General features: G+C 72.8%; 14 protein-coding genes and 1 pseudogene. 3 read left to right on the plus strand and 12 right to left on the minus strand.

Annotated features, from left to right (window positions below):
- Nucleotides 1–252: 252 nt before the first annotated feature.
- From ACFWVC_RS27820 to ACFWVC_RS27840, 5 genes and pseudogenes are all read right to left on the minus strand, one after another.
- A pseudogene (locus ACFWVC_RS27820) lies at nt 253–738 on the minus strand (uridine kinase); the annotation flags it as partial.
- Nucleotides 739–869: 131 nt separating this feature from the next.
- Nucleotides 870–1898 carry a 6-phosphofructokinase gene (locus ACFWVC_RS27825; RefSeq protein ID WP_384292236.1) on the minus strand — a complete coding sequence of 343 codons (1029 nt, stop codon included), beginning with the start codon at nt 1896–1898 and terminating at the stop codon, nt 870–872.
- Nucleotides 1899–2087: 189 nt separating this feature from the next.
- A complete protein-coding gene (locus ACFWVC_RS27830) occupies nt 2088–2747 on the minus strand; it encodes a response regulator (protein WP_384292241.1) in 660 nt (219 codons plus the stop codon).
- 17 nt (nt 2748–2764) lie between these two features.
- Nucleotides 2765–3901: a MacS family sensor histidine kinase gene (gene macS / locus ACFWVC_RS27835; protein WP_384292247.1), complete on the minus strand. Its 1137-nt coding sequence runs from the start codon at nt 3899–3901 to the stop codon at nt 2765–2767.
- Nucleotides 3902–3966: 65 nt separating this feature from the next.
- Entirely contained in the window at nt 3967–4683 is a 717-nt protein-coding gene (locus ACFWVC_RS27840) for a lysophospholipid acyltransferase family protein (RefSeq protein WP_384292252.1), read from the minus strand.
- A gap of 126 nt (nt 4684–4809) precedes the next feature.
- Here ACFWVC_RS27840 and ACFWVC_RS27845 point away from each other — a divergent pair, with 126 nt between their 5' ends.
- A complete protein-coding gene (locus ACFWVC_RS27845; protein WP_384292257.1) occupies nt 4810–5613 on the plus strand; it encodes an alpha/beta hydrolase in 804 nt (267 codons plus the stop codon).
- Nucleotides 5606–6133: a hypothetical protein gene (locus tag ACFWVC_RS27850; RefSeq protein WP_384292261.1), complete on the plus strand. Its 528-nt coding sequence runs from the start codon at nt 5606–5608 to the stop codon at nt 6131–6133. The genes ACFWVC_RS27845 and ACFWVC_RS27850 overlap by 8 nt, the downstream gene beginning before the upstream one ends.
- A gap of 6 nt (nt 6134–6139) precedes the next feature.
- Here ACFWVC_RS27850 and ACFWVC_RS27855 read toward each other — a convergent pair whose 3' ends face one another.
- The 6 genes from ACFWVC_RS27855 to ACFWVC_RS27880 form a co-directional block, all read right to left on the minus strand.
- Nucleotides 6140–6904 carry an endonuclease/exonuclease/phosphatase family protein gene (locus tag ACFWVC_RS27855; RefSeq protein ID WP_384292266.1) on the minus strand — a complete coding sequence of 255 codons (765 nt, stop codon included), beginning with the start codon at nt 6902–6904 and terminating at the stop codon, nt 6140–6142.
- Nucleotides 6905–6992: 88 nt separating this feature from the next.
- On the minus strand, nt 6993–7934 hold the full coding sequence (locus tag ACFWVC_RS27860) for an ROK family glucokinase (RefSeq protein WP_384292269.1): 942 nt from the start codon (nt 7932–7934) through the stop codon (nt 6993–6995).
- Between the two features lie 89 nt (nt 7935–8023).
- Nucleotides 8024–8425 (minus strand): DUF5304 family protein, encoded by a 402-nt coding sequence (locus ACFWVC_RS27865; RefSeq protein WP_384292273.1) that lies wholly within the window; start codon nt 8423–8425, stop codon nt 8024–8026.
- A gap of 79 nt (nt 8426–8504) precedes the next feature.
- Nucleotides 8505–9713, minus strand: a complete 1209-nt coding sequence (locus ACFWVC_RS27870) for an ArsA family ATPase (RefSeq protein WP_384292276.1) — start codon at nt 9711–9713, stop codon at nt 8505–8507.
- On the minus strand, nt 9713–10156 hold the full coding sequence (locus ACFWVC_RS27875; protein WP_384292280.1) for an SRPBCC family protein: 444 nt from the start codon (nt 10154–10156) through the stop codon (nt 9713–9715). The genes ACFWVC_RS27870 and ACFWVC_RS27875 overlap by 1 nt, the downstream gene beginning before the upstream one ends.
- 99 nt (nt 10157–10255) lie before the next feature.
- A complete protein-coding gene (locus ACFWVC_RS27880) occupies nt 10256–11023 on the minus strand; it encodes a metallophosphoesterase (RefSeq protein WP_384292283.1) in 768 nt (255 codons plus the stop codon).
- A 285-nt stretch (nt 11024–11308) separates the two neighbouring features.
- Between ACFWVC_RS27880 and ACFWVC_RS27885 the strand changes: the two genes are divergently transcribed.
- A complete protein-coding gene (locus tag ACFWVC_RS27885) occupies nt 11309–13105 on the plus strand; it encodes an AMP-dependent synthetase/ligase (RefSeq protein ID WP_384292288.1) in 1797 nt (598 codons plus the stop codon).
- A gap of 113 nt (nt 13106–13218) precedes the next feature.
- Here the strand turns inward: ACFWVC_RS27885 and ACFWVC_RS27890 are convergent, their stop codons facing one another.
- Entirely contained in the window at nt 13219–14349 is a 1131-nt protein-coding gene (locus ACFWVC_RS27890) for a glycosyltransferase family 4 protein (RefSeq protein ID WP_384292292.1), read from the minus strand.
- Nucleotides 14350–14463: the final 114 nt, after the last annotated feature.

The following is a 14463-nucleotide window of genomic DNA, read 5'->3' on the forward strand; positions in this document are numbered from 1 at the left end:
GGGGGGGGGGGGGGGGGGGGGGGGGGGGGGGGGGGGGGGGGGGGGGGGGGGGGGGGGTGGGGGGGGGGGGGGGGGGGGGGGGGGGGGGGGGGGGGGGGGGGGGGCCGGGGGGGGGGGGGGGGGGGGGGGGGGGGGGGGGGGGGGGGGGGGGGGGGGGGCAACGGGCTCGGGGGCCGGCGCCAGGGCGGGGCCGACCAGGACCAGCACGGCGGCCAGCATCTCGGGGCCGTCGGCGGTGCCGTCGACCACCAGGTCGGCCCGGGCCCGGGAGGGCGCCACATGGGCGGCGTGGCGGTCCCGGCCGCTCTGCAGGTAGTTGCGCAGCGACAGTCGCGGGTCCTGCCGCTGGACCTCGATCTTCCGCAGGATCTTGCGCGCCAGGCGGACGTCGTCGGGGGCGTCCACGTACACCCGCCAGGCCGCCCGCGTGAGGACGGCCGGCAAGGTGAGCGCGAACAGCCCCTCGACGACGACCAGGCGCACCCCGGGGCGCAGCCGCGCGGCGTCGACGGCTTCACCGACGGCGGTCTCGTCGATGGAGCCGGGGTGGTTCCAGTCCAGGACGGCGTGCCCGCCGGCGCTGACCGTCCACACGCCCCTGCGCGGGTCGTGCGCGGGCACGTAGTGATCGTCCAAATGGATCAGTGCGATGGTCTCGGGACACGTCAGCGACAGGGCCTCGGCAAGCGTGGACTTGCCGGATGCGGTGCCGCCTGCGACCGCCAGTACACCCGTCATGCCGGGCGCTCCTCATGTGCTCAAGGGGGATAAACGAAGCGGCCGGACAAGCCGGGTGGAGGGAATGTACGGCCGCGTGATCGCCCATGGCAAGCGGGGAAAGCCCAGGAGACGCCCGGGAAACGAGGTGTTTACCCGAAGAAGACGCCGGCCTCGGCGTAGAGCTTCGGGTCGACCGTCTTGAGCTGCTTGGTCGCCTCCGCCAGCGGGACCCGGACGATGTCCGTGCCGCGCAGGGCGACCATCTTCCCGAAGTCCCGGTCGCGGACCGCGTCGATGGCGTGCAGGCCGAAGCGGGTGGCCAGCCAGCGGTCGAAGGCACTGGGGGTGCCGCCGCGCTGGACGTGGCCGAGCACCGTGGTACGGGCCTCCTTGCCCGTGCGGCTCTCGATCTCCTTGGCCAGCCACTCGCCGACGCCGGAGAGGCGGACGTGACCGAAGGAGTCCAGGCTCCCGTCCTTCAGCACCACGTCGCCGTCCTTGGGCATGGCGCCCTCGGCGATCACCACGATCGGCGCGTAGCGGATCTTGAAGCGGCTCTCCACCCAGGCGCAGACCTGGTCCACGTCGAAGCGCTGCTCGGGCACCAGGATGACGTTGGCACCGCCGGCCAGGCCCGAGTGGAGGGCGATCCAGCCCGCGTGCCGGCCCATGACCTCGACCACCAGGACCCGCATGTGCGACTCGGCGGTGGTGTGGAGGCGGTCGATGGCCTCGGTGGCGATGTTGACGGCCGTGTCGAAGCCGAAGGTGTAGTCGGTGGCGGCGAGGTCGTTGTCAATGGTCTTCGGTACGCCGACGCAGGGGACCCCGTATTCGTCGGACAGGGTGGTCGCCACACCGAGCGTGTCCTCGCCGCCGATCGCGACGAGCGCGTCCACCTCGTACTTGGCCAGGTTCTCCTTGACCCGGCGCACGCCGTTCTCCGTCTTGAGCGGATTCGTGCGCGAGGAGCCGAGGATCGTGCCGCCGCGCGGCAGGATGCCCCGGACGGCCGGGATGTCGAGAGGGACGGTGTCCCCTTCCAGCGGCCCGCGCCAGCCGTCCCTGAAACCGACGAAGTCGTACGCGTACTCCTGGACACCCTTGCGCACGATGGCACGGATGACCGCGTTGAGCCCGGGGCAGTCACCGCCGCCGGTCAGCACGCCAACTCGCATGATCCTTCCCCTTCCCGTTCGCACCATTTGCCTGCGCCAACGACGCTAGCGTGACCGGTGTCACATGTGGGATGGGCCGTTCGGTGAAATCCCTTGGCGCGCGGGCAGGTTGGAGCCCCGGATTCACTCGTCCGAGTGCGGCAGGCGGACCAATGCGGGAAGCGCGCCGGGGGTTGCCCCGCTACCCCGCTACTCCTCGTCGAGCCCGCGCTCGATGGCGTAGCGGACCAGCTCGACGCGGTTGTGCAACTGGAGCTTGCCGAGGGTGTTCTGCACGTGGTTCTGCACGGTGCGGTGCGAGATGACGAGGCGTTCGGCGATCTGCTTGTAGCTCAGCCCCTTTGCCACCAGGCGCAGTACCTCGGTCTCGCGATCGGTGAGCCGCGGTGTCTCGGGCCGGTCGGACGCCGCGGGCGCGGGGTCCGAGGCCAGCCGCCGGTACTCGCCGAGGACGAGGCCCGCGAGGCCCGGAGTGAAGACGGGGTCGCCGACGGCGGTGCGGCGGACGGCGTCGAGGAGTTCGTCCCGGCCGGCGGACTTCAGCAGATAGCCGGTGGCACCGGACTTCACGGCCTCCAGGACGTCCGCGTGCTCACCGCTCGCCGACAGGACCAGCACCCGCAGGGCGGGGTTCTCCGCGATGGCGTCCTTGCAGACCTGCACCCCGGACAGGCCCGGCAGATTGAGGTCGAGGACCAGCACTTCCGGGAGGGCGGCCTTGGCGCGGCGCACCGCCTCGGGGCCGTCGCCGGCCGTGGCCACCACGACGTATCCGGCCTCGGTGAGGTCGCGTGCGACCGCCTCTCGCCACATGGGGTGGTCGTCCACCACCATCACCTTTACGGCCATGACCCCAATCTCCTCTCTCATTTGCCGAGCCTCAACTCGACTTCTGTCCCCTGGCCGGGCACCGACACCAGCTCCGCCGTGCCGCCGAGGTCGCGCAGCCGCCCCTGGATGGACTGGGCGACGCCGAGCCGCCCCTCCGCCCGGGCGTCCGCGAGCCGCCCCTCGGGGATGCCGGGCCCGTCGTCGCGGACACTGACCAGGACGGCGTCGGGCGCGTCCTCGACGAGGATCCAGGCGTGCGCCCGCTCCCCCGCGTGCTTGCGCACGTTCTCCAGGGCCGCGCCCACCGCGGCGGCGAGTTCGGGGGCCGCGTGCCCGGGCAGCAGGACGGGGGTGCCGGGGACGGCCACGGTGACGCGGGCACCGCCGTAGGGGGTGAGCAGGACGCGCAGATCGCGGGGGGCGTCCGGATCCGGTTCGCCTTCCCGCGGTACGGGAACCCCGGCCAGCGCCGCGGCGCCGACGGTGACCAGGGCGCGCAGCGCGGCCTCCTGTTCACCGGCCATCCGGCCCAGTGCCTCGGCCTCGCCGCCGATCTCCGTACCGCGCCGCTGCACCATGGCGAGCACCTGGAGCACGTTGTCGTGGATGTCGCGGGCCAGCCGCTCCCGCTCACGGGTGGCCGCCTCGATCTGCAGGGCGCGGGCGAGGGTGCGCTCGCTGGCGCGGGCGACCTCGACGACATAGCCGATCGCGATGCTGGCGATGGCCACCAGCAGCACGTTGTGCACGGTGTCCCGGGCGAGCGCCCCGCGTTCGACCATGTTGGCGCCGCCGACCAGGCAGGAGGCGGCCGCCGCCCAGCGCCAGCCGCCCTTGATGGCGTAGGCGAGGACCGAGCCCGCCGTCCATATCGACGGGAGCGTGGGTCCGCCGTCGACGATGCGCTGGTGCAGCTCGACGACCGGGGTGAGGAGGATGCCGGTGAGCGCGATGCCGAGGTCCACGAAGAGGAAGCCCCGGGTGCACCGCTGGGGCGAGCTCACCTTGCCGAGCGTGGCCAGCGTCCACACCACGAGCAGCGCCATGAAGGCCATGCCCAGCACCGGCCGGGCGTGGCCCTCGTAGCCGACGACGAACAGCGCGACGGCGTAGCCGGCGGTGAGCACCCGGTAGCCCGTCAGCGCGCGCCACAGCGGCTGCTCCACCGACATGCGCACCACGCGCCCCGGCGGGCGTGTCCCTGGCCATGGGCCTCCCCCGTTCCCCCTGGCCGGGGCTACGCCCCGGATTCTGCCTGCTGCTTCTTCGCCGCCTCGGCGATCTGGCGCTTGGCGGCGGAGGCGTAGACGTCCACGTACTCCTGGCCGGAGAGCTTCATGATCTCGTACATCACCTCGTCGGTGACCGAGCGCAGGATGAAACGGTCCTGCTCCATGCCCTGGTAGCGGCTGAAGTCCAGCGGCTTGCCGATCCGGATGCCGGGGCGCATGAGCTTGGGCACGACCTTGCCGGGCGGCTGGATCTTCTCGGTGTCGATCATGGCGACCGGGATCACCGGGGCGCCCGTGGCGAGCGCGATCCGGGCCAGGCCACCGGGCTTGCCGCGGTACAGGCGGCCGTCGGGCGAGCGGGTGCCCTCGGGGTAGATGCCGAAGAGCTCGCCGGACTCGATGACCTTTATCCCGCTGCGGATGGCCGCCTCGCCGGCGCCGCGCGCGCCGGAGCGGTCCACCGGCAGCTGGCCGACGCCCTTGAAGAAGGCCGCGGTGAGCTTGCCCTTGACGCCCGGCGTGGTGAAGTACTCGGCCTTGGCGATGAAGGTGACCTTGCGGTCGAGCACGGCGGGCAGGAAGAAGGAGTCGGAGAAGGACAGATGGTTGCTCGCCAGTATCGCGGGACCGTGCTTGGGGATGTTCTCCATGCCCTCCACCCACGGCCGGAAGGCGGCTCGCAGGGGGTGGCCGATCGCGATCTTCATCACGCCGTACAACAACCGATGACCTCCTGTGTCTGACGGGAAGACCTTAACGCCAGATCGGGCAGGGCTCTCCCCCGGTGTCGGCCGTCCGCGTACTGTGAGGTATCGCTTTCCGCGCATTCCACCGAACAGGAGACCAGGGTGCCGCTCATGCCCGGGGCCGAGCCCTATCGCCACGACGGCGGCGACATCGGCGTCCTGCTGTGCCACGGCTTCACCGGCACCCCGCAGTCCATGCGGCCGTGGGGCGAGTACCTGGCCGAGCGCGGTCTGAGCGTGTCGGCACCCCTGCTGCCCGGGCACGGCACGCGCTGGCAGGACATGCAGGTCACCGGCTGGCAGGACTGGTACGCCGAGGTGGACCGGGAATTCCGGGCGCTGTCCGGACGCTGTGACCGCGTGTTTGTCTTCGGAATGTCCATGGGCGGCGCGCTGACCCTGCGCCTGGCCGCCCAGCACGGCGCGGCGGTCAGCGGCATCGCCCTCGTGAACCCCTCGGTCAAGGCCGACAGCCATCAACTCAAGGCCGTGCCGGTGCTGAGGCACTTCGTGCCCTCGGTGCCCGGTATCGCCAGCGACATCGCCAAGGAGGGCTCCTCGGAGGTGGGCTACGACCGCACCCCGCTGCACGCGGTGCACTCCCTGAGCCGCTTGTGGACCCTGGTGCGGCGCGAGCTGCCCCAGGTGACCCAGCCGCTGCTGCTCCTGCGCAGCCGGGTCGACCACGTCGTCCATCCGTCCAACTCGGCGCTCGTGCTCAGCCGCGTGTCGTCGACGGACGTGACGGAGACGGTGCTGGAACGCAGCTACCACGTCGCCACCCTCGACCACGACGCCGAGACGATCTTCGAGCAGTCCGACGCGTTCGTGCGCCGGCTCACCGGCACCGGGCCGGCCGCGGGTGACGACGAGAGCAACGAGAAGGAGGACGCCGCACGTGGCTGAGCACGAGGACGACCGCCGTCCGCTGCCCGAGGGCGGCGAGCCCGAGCCCAAGCCGGTCGACGAAGCCGATGCCTGGGCGCAGATCGTGGCGGGGTACGACGCCGCTCCGGAGCCCGGCACGGCGTCCTGGCCGGAGGCCGAGGACGTCCCCGAGGGCTCCGCGACGCCCGGCCCCGGCGTGGTGCCGACGACGCCCGGGACGACCTCGATCGTCATCCACCCCGTGCTCTCCGGTCCCCGCGACTACGAACTCGACGAGGACGACGACGAGGGCCACTTCGTGCCGCCGGAGCCGCCGCCGCTGCCGAAGGCCGACGTCACCACGAAGTTCGCCTGGCTGGCCGCGCTGGGCGGCCCGCTGCTGATCTTCGCGTTCATCCTCTTCCAGGAGGAGATGCCGTGGTGGGCCGTCACGGTCGGCATCGGCGGCTTCCTCGGCGGATTCGCCACCCTGGTCACGCGGATGCGGCCGGGCGGCGACGAGGACGACGACCTGCCGGGCGGTGGCGCGGTCGTCTGACCGCGGTCACGAACCCGACGGCACCTTGAGGGCGGCCAGGACCGGAAGATGGTCCGTGGCCGCCCTCAGGTCGTTCCCGGTGATGCCGGGCAGCGCGTCCGGGACACCGCAGCCGAGGACCTCGATGCCGGACGTGGCGAAGACGGCGTCGATGCGCTGATGGGGGTCGCCGGGCGTGGAGGTGTACTCGCCGCCCCAGGGCCGGACCGCCCACGCGTCCTGCAGTTCGCCGGCGAGCCGGCGGAAAGTGCGGCCGTGCGGGCGGTCGTTCAGGTCGCCGCCGGCCACCGCGTGGGTCTCCCCCATCGCGGCGAGGCGGTCCAGCAGCATGCCGCTCTGCTCGTAACGCTCATCGGCCTGCAACGACAGATGACAGCTCAGCACGGACAGCCGCGCGCCGCCGACACGGACCACGGCGGTCGCGAAGCCGCGCTGGTGCAGTCCGGGGGTGCGCGGCAGCAGGACGTCCTCGGTGCGCTCCACACGCACCCGCAGCGAGGACAGCACGAGCGGGCCGGCGGCGGTCGCCCCGCCGGTGACGGTCACCATCCCCGAGTCACGGGCGAGCCGGGCGGCCGCCTTGCGCCAGCGGAAGAAGCGGGGGGCCTCCTGGATCAGCGCGATGTCGGGTGCGCAGGCCCGGACGACCCGGGCGAGGGCGGCCCGGTCGTCCCTCATCGAGCGGACGTTGTAGCTCAGGACGCGGATGACGGCGGAGCCGTCCGGCAACGTGCGGGACGCCGGCAGATCCGGCTGCGGGACCTCGCTCACGCCGTCACCCTACCCGGCCCCTACGACGGTGCCCCCGTACTCCGCGGGAGCGGAGTACGGGGGCACCAGCACGCGATGGGTGTTCGCGCTAGCCCTGGCGGGCCAGGTCGGCGGCGCCGACCAGACCGGCCTTGCCGCCGAGTTGGGCGGCCAGGACCTGGGCGTGCGGCCGCAGCTGACCGCCGACCAGCCAGCGGCGGAAGGACTTGCGGATGGGGTCGAGGACGAGTTCGCCCTCGTCCGAGACACCGCCGCCGACGATGAAGGCGGAGGGGTCGAAGAGCGAGGCGAGGTCCGCGAGTCCCGCACCCGCCCAGCGGGCGAGTTCGCGGAACGAGTCGACCGCCACCTTGTCGCCGCCGCGCGCGGCCTTGCTGATGTGCTGGCCCTGGATGCCCTCGGGCGTGCCGTCGCCGAGCGAGAGCAGCAGTGCCGCGTTCTCGGGCTGTGCGACGGCGCGCTGCTTGGCGTAGCGCACCAGGGCGCGGCCGGAGGCGTACTGCTCCCAGCAGCCCTGGCTGCCGCAGCCGCACAGCAGGCCGTCCGGCACCATGCGGATGTGGCCGAACTCGCCGGCCACGCCGAAGCGGCCGCGGCGCAGCTTGTTGCCGATGATGATGCCGCCACCGAGGCCGGTGCCGAGCGTGATGCAGATGACGTCGTCGTGGCCCTGGCCGGCGCCGAAGCGATATTCGCCCCACGCGGCGGCGTTGGCGTCGTTCTCCACCACGACGGGAAGGCCGACGCGCTGCTCGACCTTGTCCTTCAGCGGCTCGTGCCGCCACCGGATGTTGGGGGCGAAGAGCACGGTGGCCCGCTTGTCGTCGACATAGCCGGCGGCGCCGATGCCCACGGCCTCGACCGTGTGGCCCGTGCTGACGTCGTGGACGGCGGCGGCGATGGCGTCGACGACGCCTTCGGAGGTCGGCGGAGTAGGCACCTTGACGATTTCGAGAATCGAGCCTTCCTCGTCGACCACGCCGGCCGCGATCTTCGTGCCGCCGATGTCGACGCCGATGGTGAGTCCCATGTGTCCCTCAGTATTCGGTCGATCCCCGCTGCGTCCAACCGTACCGGAGGGCGGGGTGCACCCCGTTCCGCCGTTTGTTCAGTTCGCGTTCAGTCCAGGTCAATGCGTTCGCTGGACGGTCCGGCGCCGCCGGAGGTCCAGCGCCGTTCCTGGCCGCTGACGGCGGCCCGGTAGGCGGCCAGCAGCTCGGCGCCGGCCGCGGCGAGGTGGTCGAACACCTCGGGGTTTCGTTCGACGACGGGCTCCACGACCTGCTTCACCTGGGCGATGATGCCCTGGGCGGCCATCTCGGCCGCGGGGCTGCGCAGCAGGGAGATCCGCTCGGCCACGGCCTCGGCGAGCCGTCGCAGCTCCTCCGCGGCGCTGCCCGGCTCCTGTCCGGACTGCTGCCGGCGGCGGGCCTTCTCGGCGGCGATGTCCTCCGCGCTCGCCTTGGCCCAGGCGTCGTGATCGGCCTCGGGGCGGTCGTTACGGTCCGTGGATTCGCTCATGGTGGGCTCCGTAGGGCGCTCCGGCTGGTGCCTACGACGTTACCCGAACGAGGCCGGTGCGTTCAGGGGGCCATCGCCGTCACCGGGGCCAGAGCCCCGGATCGGGAACGAACCGGACCTGCAGCGCGCCGTCACGCAGGGCGGCCCCCGCCACGGTGCAGCGGCGCAGCGCGGAGGGCAGCGGCAGGATGCGCCGGTGGCCCTCGGCGTCCACGACGAGTTCGTCGCCGCGGCGGACGAGGTCCACGGTGTGCCGTGCCGCGCCGGGCAGCGGCAGCCGCCACAGGAAGTGGCCCTCGGCGGCGAGCCGGTCCTCGGTGGTCCAGGGCGGCGCGGCGGGGCCCTCGGCGGCCGGGGCGGGCGGCTCGGCCGCCAGCCGCGCCAAGTCCTCGGGCCCGCGCGGTTCCCGTCCCAGGTGCGGCAGTTCGTGCAGTGCGGACCCGGTGCCCGTGATCTCGGCACGCAGGGCGCGCAGTTCCTTGCGCTGGTGGCCCGAGAGTTCGGCGAGCCACGGGTCGGGCGAGTGCTCGGGCAGCAGCCGGTTGGCCACGACGGCCTCCAGCCGGTGGCCGTACAGGGCCAGTCCGGCCCGGGCGTGGCGCACCGCCTCCGCGGCGTGCGCGCCGGGCTCGACCACCAGCCGTACGGTCGTCGCCGCGTCCTCCACCACGGCCTGGGCGGCGCCCAGTTCGCGGTCGGCGCGGGCGGCGGCCTCGTAGGCCCAGGGGCCGGGCGCGGGCACGCCGGCGAGCTGGGCGAGCATCGGGCGCAGGGCGCGGGCGGCCTGGCGCTGCTCGGGCAGCAGCCGGGCGAGGTAGCGGCGCAGTTGCTCCGGCAGGGCGAGCGTGGCCAGGGCGGCACGCACCGGCGGCAGATCGACCACGACCAGGTCCCAGCCGTCCGCCGTGTCGCGCAGGGCGCGCAGCAGGGCGAGCGGTTCGGCGCCGGGGAGTTCGGTGAGTTCCTCGGCGTCCAGCGGCGCGGCGCCGAGCAGATCGAGGAGCGCGCCGAGCCGGCCCTGGAGTTCCATGGCGTCGGCCCGGAAGGCGGCGGCCGGGTCGATCCGGCCGGCCCACAGCCCCGGCACCGAGGGCACGGGGACGGGCAGGGGATTCGGGGCGGGTCCGTCCGGGGCGGTGGCGGTGCCGAGAACTCGTTCCAGCGCCCCGCCGCGGTCCGCGGACAGCACCAGGACCCGGCGCCCGGGGGCGGCCGCGGTCACGGCGGTGGCGGCCGCGACGGTGGTGCGGCCCGCGCCGCCCGCGCCGGTGACCAGGACCGTTCGCATCAGCCCTGGGACTCGACGCGCTTCTTCAGGCCGGCCAGCGCCCGGTCGATGATGACCTTCTCGGCCTTGCGCTTGATCATGCCGAGCATGGGGATCTTGACGTCGACGGTCAGCTGGTAGGTGACCTCGGTGCGCTTGCCGTCCTCGACCGGGGCGAGGATGTAGGCGCCGTCCAGGGTGCGCAGCATCTGGGACTTGACCAGCGTCCAGTGCACTTCGCTGGTGCCGACCCAGGTGTAGGCGAGGGTGTGGTCGTCCTTGATCGCACCGGCGTCGAGGAGGAGGCGGACCTGCTCGGCGCGGCCCTGGGTGTCGGCGGCGAGGATCTCGGCCTCCTTCACCTCCCCGGTCCACTCGGGGTAGCGGGCGAAGTCGGAGATGACACCCATGACATCGGCCGGGGCCGCGTCGATCGTGATGCTGGACCTCGTGTGTTCCGCCATCGCCGTGGCCCCTCCGGGACGTCGCTGCCTGAGCCTGCTGTCGTGTGTCTGCCGGTGAAGGCTACCGCCTGGTCGGGCGCCCGCAGACCTCCGGGGCGGTCACCATTGCAGCGCCCACGGCGTTCTCCTGGAGTTGAAGTGGCCGACGTTCACGCATTCGGTCGTGCCGATCCGCATCCGGGGCACCAGCGGCTGGTGGACGTGCCCGAAAAGGGCGTACTTGGGCCGGGTGCTGCGGATCGCCTCGAGCAGGGCCTCGCTGCCGCGCTCGAAGCGGCGGGCCACGGTGTCGTAGCAGAGCTCGGGCACGGCGGGCGGGATGTGCGAGCAGAGCACATCGACCTCGCCGAGCGCGGCCACCTTGGCGGCGTAGGTCTCGTCGTCGATCTCGTACGGGGTGCGGTAGGCCGTGCGCAGGCCGCCGCCGACGAATCCGAAGACCAGGCCGCCGATCTCGGCGGTCGCGCCGTCCAGCACGGTCGTGCCGGGCCCGGCGTACTCCGGCCACAGGGCGGGGATGTCGACGTTCCCGTAGGTGGCGTACGTCGGCGTGGGGAAGGCGGCGAACAGTTCGGCGTACTGGCGGCGCACGGCGGTCTCGATGGCGGTACGCCGGTCGGTGCCGAGGCCGTCCCACAGCTCGCGGTCCAGGGCCCGGGCCTCGTCCCAGCGCAGGGCGGTGCGCAGGGAGACCATGCGGGAGGCGTTCTCGGTGCCGAACAGGTCGGGGAAGATGCCGCGCGAGTGGTCCGCGTAGTCCAGGAAGAGGATGAGGTCGCCGAGGCAGACGAGGGCGTCGGCCCCGTCCCCGGCCCTGGCGAGCGCCTCGGCGGCGCCGTGGACATCGCTGACGACATGCACACGCATGACGATCACTCTAGGACGCCGGGGCCGGCCGGCGGCAGGGAGTACCGGGACGCTTGTTACCTGCGGGTCACGCGGGGCCTCGACTAGGCTTCCCATCAGTGGATACGCGCTGCGCCGCAGCGGCCGGTGCGTGCGTGACGAGGGTGTGACACACAAAACATCTACACGGCACCCCCTACCGCTGAAGCTTTACCGGTGGGTAACGTCCGGGCAGTCCGCTCCGCTGCGCAACCCCGCAGTGGACGCAGCCAGCACCGCCGCCGGCGCCGATGAGGAGCAGCAGTTTTGCGCGAGTTCAGCCTTCCGGCTCTGTACGAGGTCCCCGCGGACGGCAATCTGACGGATCTCATCCGCCGCAACGCCGCTCAGCATCCCGACGTTGCGGTCATCGCCCGCAAGACCGCCACCGGGGACTGGGCGGACGTCACCGCGACCGCCTTCCTCGCCGAGGTCCGCGCCGTCGCCAAGGGCCTGATCGCCTCGGGCGTGCAGCCCGGCGACCGGGTCGCGCTGATCTCCCGCACCCGGTACGAGTGGACCCTGTTCGACTTCGCCATCTGGAGCGCGGGCGCGGTCACCGTCCCGGTGTACGAGACCTCCTCGGCCGAGCAGGTCGAGTGGATCCTCTCCGACTCCGGCGCCGTCACCGCGATCGTGGAGAGCGAGGCGCACGAGAAGACGGTGGAGTCCGTCCGGGAGCGCCTGCCGCACCTCAAGCACGTGTGGCGCATCGAGGGCGGCGCCGTGGAGACGCTGACCGCGACCGGGACCGACATCTCCGAGGCGACGGTCGACGAGCGCGGCGCGTACGCCAAGGCCGACTCCCCCGCCACGATCGTCTACACCTCGGGCACCACCGGCCGGCCCAAGGGGTGCGTGCTCAGCCACCGCGCCTTCTTCGCCGAGTGCGGCAACGTGGTGGAGCGGCTCAAGCCGCTGTTCCGGACCGGCGACTCCTCGGTCCTGCTCTTCCTGCCGCTGGCCCACGTCTTCGGCCGGCTGGTCGAGGTGGCCAGCGTGATGGCCCCGATCAAGCTCGGGCACGTCAGCGACATCAAGAACCTCACCGGCGAACTGTCCTCGTTCCGGCCGACGATGCTGCTGGGCGTGCCGCGCGTGTTCGAGAAGGTGTACAACTCGGCGCGCGCGCAGGCGCAGGCGGGCGGCAAGGGCAAGATCTTCGACAAGGCGTCCGACGTCGCGATCGAGTACAGCCGCGCGCTGGACTCGGCGAACGGGCCCTCGCTGGGCCTGCGGTTCAAGCACAAGGTCTTCGACCGGCTGGTCTACAGCAAGCTGCGCGCCGTGCTCGGCGGCCGCGCCGAGTACTCCATCTCCGGCGGCGCGCCGCTCGGCGAGCGGCTCGGCCACTTCTACCGGGGCATCGGCTTCACCGTCCTGGAGGGCTACGGCCTGACCGAGTCCTGCGCGGCCACGGCCTTCAACCCCTGGGACCGTACGAAGATCGGCACCGTCGGCCAGCCGCTGCCCGGCTCCACCGTGCGCATCGCCGACGACGGCGAGGTGCTGCTCCACGGCGAGCACCTGTTCAGCGGCTACTGGAACAACGAGGCCGCGACGGCCGAGGCCGTCACCGACGGCTGGTTCCACACCGGTGACATCGGCTCGCTGGACGAGGACGGCTACATCAGCATCACCGGCCGCAAGAAGGAGATCATCGTCACGGCGGGCGGCAAGAACGTCGCCCCGGCGGTGATCGAGGACCGCATCCGCGCCCACGCGCTGATCGCGGAGTGCATGGTGGTCGGCGACGGCAAGCCCTTCATCGGGGCGCTGCTGACCCTGGACGAGGAGTTCCTGCCCCGCTGGGCCGAGCAGCACGGCAAGGCGGGCCGCACGGTCGCGGAACTGCGCGAGGACCCGGAGCTGCTGGCCGAGGTGCAGTCGGCGATCGACGACGGCAACGCCGCGGTGTCCAAGGCGGAGGCGGTGAAGAAGTTCCGCATCCTGGCGACCCAGTTCACCGAGGAGTCCGGCCACGTGACGCCGTCGCTGAAGCTCAAGCGCAATGTGGTGCTGCGGGAGTTCGCGGACGAGATCGCCGCGATCTACGCCAAGTGAAGTCGGGTCCTCTTTCGGGGAGTTCCGGCTGACGGCCCCTCATGGCCGCTCACGGTGGCCGCCTTACGCCTCGCGCGGACGGCGGCCATCGGCGTTCCGCGGCCCGGGCCCTGCTACAGGAGGGCCTTCAGCCGGTCGGCGAGCAGGTCCCAGCGCCAGGCGTCCTCGACCCACTTGCGTCCGCGCTCGCCCATCCGGTGCCGGAGTTCGGCGTCGCCGAGCAGGGCCAGGATGCGGTCGGCCGCGTCCTCCGGCACGCCGCCGCGCACCACCCGGCCGGTCTCGCCGTCCAGCACCGCGTCCGGCGCGCCGCCGGAGTCGCCGGCCACGACCGGCAGCCCGGTCGCGGACGCCTCCAGGTAGACGATGCCGAGCCCTTCGACGTCCAGCCCGCCGCGCCGGGTGCGGCACGGCATGGCGAAGACGTCGCCCGCGCCGAAGTGCGCGGGCAGTTCCTCCCAGGGCACCGCCCCGGTGAAGACGACCGAGTCGGTCACCCCGGTCTGCGCCGCGAGCCGCTTCAGCTCGTTCGCGTAGGGCCCGCCGCCGACGACCAGCAGCACCGCGTCCGGCTGGACGGCCAGTATCCGCGGCAGCGCGAGGATCAGGGTGTCCTGGCCCTTGCGCGGCACCAGGCGGGAGACGCAGACCACCACCGGCCGGCCGGCGAGCCCGAGCCGGGCCCGGACCTTCTCGCCGCCGGAAGCCGGGTGGAAGGTCTTCTCGTCGACACCCGGCGGCAGCTGCACCATGCGCGCCGCGGCGGCCGGGGTGAGCGCGGGAGCGATCCTCGACCGGGTGTACTCACCCAGATAGGTGATCGCGTCGGTGGCGTCACCGATCCGGCGCAGCAGCCGGCGGCTGCCGGGCAACTGCGCCCACCCCGCCTCGTGGCCGTGGGTGGTCGCCACGATCCGCCGGGCCCCGGCCTTCCGCAGCGCGGGCGCCATCAGGCCCAGCGGGGCCGCCGCCCCGAACCACACCGAGGTGCAGCCGTGTTCCCGCAGCAGCCCGACGGCCCGGCCGGTCACCCGCGGGGTCGGCAGCAGCATCGACGTACGATCGCGGACCACGGGGAAGGGCTGCTCGGCGTCAAAGCGGGCGACCTCGGAGCCGTCGCGCCACGTGGAGGCGTACACCACCACCCGCCCGGGGTCCAGGCGCAGCGCCATGCTGTGCACGAAGGCCTGGATGCCGCCGGGGCGGGGCGGGAAGTCGTTCGTGACGATCAAGGTCTTGTCCATACGGCGCCGAGCGTAGCGGTTGCGGGCCCCGGCAACCGACCGTGGCGGCGGATGCGTCCTTTTGTACCGGGGCCCGTCCACAGGTGCGACCGGCATCGTGCATCATCACTGCAG

Origin of the sequence: Streptomyces sp. NPDC058691, assembly GCF_042714775.1 — a bacterium.
Taxonomy (GTDB): domain Bacteria; phylum Actinomycetota; class Actinomycetes; order Streptomycetales; family Streptomycetaceae; genus Actinacidiphila.